At 58.5% G+C, this 2,309-nt stretch carries 3 protein-coding genes and 1 pseudogene; all 4 read left to right on the top strand.

The window, feature by feature from the left end; translation table 11 throughout:
- A pseudogene (locus ACT67G_RS11735) lies at positions 1–333 on the top strand (DNA polymerase III subunit gamma/tau); the annotation flags it as partial.
- Between the two features lie 16 nt (positions 334–349).
- Complete coding sequence (locus tag ACT67G_RS11730) at positions 350–712, top strand: YbaB/EbfC family nucleoid-associated protein (RefSeq protein ID WP_443664348.1); 363 nt, start codon at positions 350–352, stop codon at positions 710–712.
- Positions 713–1,164: 452 nt separating this feature from the next.
- On the top strand, positions 1,165–1,479 hold the full coding sequence (rpsJ, locus tag ACT67G_RS11725) for a 30S ribosomal protein S10 (RefSeq protein ID WP_325244531.1): 315 nt from the start codon (positions 1,165–1,167) through the stop codon (positions 1,477–1,479).
- Between the two features lie 144 nt (positions 1,480–1,623).
- On the top strand, positions 1,624–2,309 hold a 686-nt coding region (gene rplC / locus ACT67G_RS11720; RefSeq protein WP_443664347.1), incomplete at its 3' end, for a 50S ribosomal protein L3.

Below are 2,309 nucleotides of genomic sequence, written 5' to 3'. Positions count from 1 at the left end.
CCGGCAGGCGGCGTTACCGATCCTGGTTGGTGGCGCGCCCTGGCAGAGAGCTGCAAGGGACGGCTGCCCCCCATGTACCGGGCCTTTTTGGATATGTGCACCGGCGTGTTGGCAGGAGATATACTGACGGTGTACGCCCCAGATGACATCACGCTGGGTCGGTTGGACAATGACCGGGTGCGGGGCATCCTGACGGAAGCCGTGGCCCAGGAGGTCGGGCAGACCGTGCGGCTGATGCTGCGGGTGGGGGAGCCCCCTCAGGCCCAGCCGGTGGACAATTTGCAGAACCTGCTGAAATTCGGCAGTCAGTTTGACAACATACAGATTAAATAATAAGGAGTAACGAGTTATGGGATACAGTGCACGGCGTGGATTTACCAACGGAAAGGTGTCCGGCGCACAGCGTCAGGCAGAGATGCAGCAGAAGATCCAGCAGATGCAGGAGGCCATGACCGCCGCTCAGGATGCGGTGGAGGCCCAGGAGTTTACCGCCAGCGTCGGCGGCGGCGTGGTGGAGGCCAAGGTCAACGGCAAGAAGGAGGTTCTCTCCGTTACCATTAAGCCGGAGGCCGTGGATCCCGAGGATGTGGAGATGCTCCAGGACCTGGTGGTCTCCGCTGTCAATGAGGCCCTGCGCCAGGCAGGGGACGCCATGGAGAAGAGCGTTTCCAGCGTCACCGGCGGCTTGGATCTGAGTGGCTTCGGCTTCTGAAAATGTTTATGCGCGGCATACCGGAAAAACCGGTATGCCGCGCGGATTTTCCGGGAAATTTGGGACTTTTTGCCGGAAAGATACCACCTCCAAAAAAATCTTCAAATTTTCATGAAAAACGGAGAAAATCCTCTTGACAATTAGAAGGGGATCTTTTATTATAATTAGGCGCGCGATTGGGGTGTGTCTGCCCGCGTGCGCACTGCGATGAACCGGGAGATTGCTCCGCAAGGAGGTAACTTCCGGGGAGTATGTCCGATAATCGGGCGGCTGAGAAGAATCTGTACGTTGCGTAGATCGCTGCGCCATGACAGGATACCGGCCGTAGACAACTGCGCCGGTATTTTTTGTGAGCCGGAATGATACGCACGGTTAAGCGTATAGAAAAATTCTCTCGCCGTAGGTCGTCGAGACTTCGTGAAAACTACCTACGAAATCAGGAGGAAAGAACCATGGCAGCACAGAAAGAAATGATCCGCATTCGCCTGAAGGCCTATGACCACCAGGTGATCGACCAGAGTGCAGAGAAGATCGTGGAGACCGCCAAGCGCACCGGCGCCGAGGTTTCCGGCCCCATTCCTCTGCCCACCAAGAAGGAAGTCGTTACCATCCTGCGGGCCGTCCACAAGTACAAGGACAGCCGCGAGCAGTTCGAGCGTCGCACCCACAAGCGTCTCATCGACATCACCAAGTCCACCCCCAAGACTGTGGAAGCCCTGATGGCTCTGGAGCTCCCCGCCGGCGTGGACATCGAGATCAAGCTGTAAGCACGGTCTCCGCACCATATTAAATTGTTTGCTGTCCCAAGCCCGTCCACTTGCGAGACGGGCGGGTCATGTCGGCAGAGCAATGCACCGGGAACCCAACCGGCTGTATCTAAGCCGACCAATAACCTTTAAGGAGGAACATACATGAAAGCAATCATCGGCAAAAAAGTGGGCATGTCCCAGATTTTTGACGAGAACGGCCATGTGATCCCCGTCACCGTCATCGAGGCGGGCCCCTGCGTTGTCGTTCAGAAGAAGACTTCCGAAAAGGAAGGCTATGAAGCTGTCCAGCTGGGCTACGAGGACATCCCCGAGCGCAAGCTGAGCAAGCCGGAGCTGGGCCACCTGAACAAGGCTGGCGTTGCTCCCAAGAAGCACCTGCGCGAGTTCGACCTGGACAATGCCGCCGAGCTGAATGTGGGCGACATCGTCAAGGCTGACACCTTCAAGGCCGGCGACTTCGTGGATATCACCGGCATCAGCAAGGGCCACGGCTACGCCGGCGTCATCAAGCGCTGGGGCGCACAGCGGACCCCCACCAGCCACGGCGGCGGCCCTGTCCACCGTCATGCCGGTTCCATGGGCTCTTCCACCGATCCCTCCCGTATCTTCAAGGGCAAGATCGGCGCCGGCCACATGGGCGTGGATCAGGTCACCGTTCAGAACCTGAGCGTTGTGAAGGTTGATCCTGAGCTGAACATGCTGGTTGTCTGCGGCGCGGTGCCCGGCCCCAAGGGCGGCCTGGTCACCATCAAGTCTACGGTCAAGGTCCACAAGGTCAAGCAGGCCGGCGCTGACATCAGCAAGAACCCGCAGAAGGCTTCCGGCCG

The sequence above is a fragment of the Dysosmobacter sp. genome (assembly GCF_052306735.1).
Classification (GTDB): Bacteria; Bacillota; Clostridia; order Oscillospirales; family Oscillospiraceae; genus Oscillibacter.
Note: the sequence above shows the minus strand (reverse complement) of the source record. Positions and strands in the feature narration are given on the sequence as shown.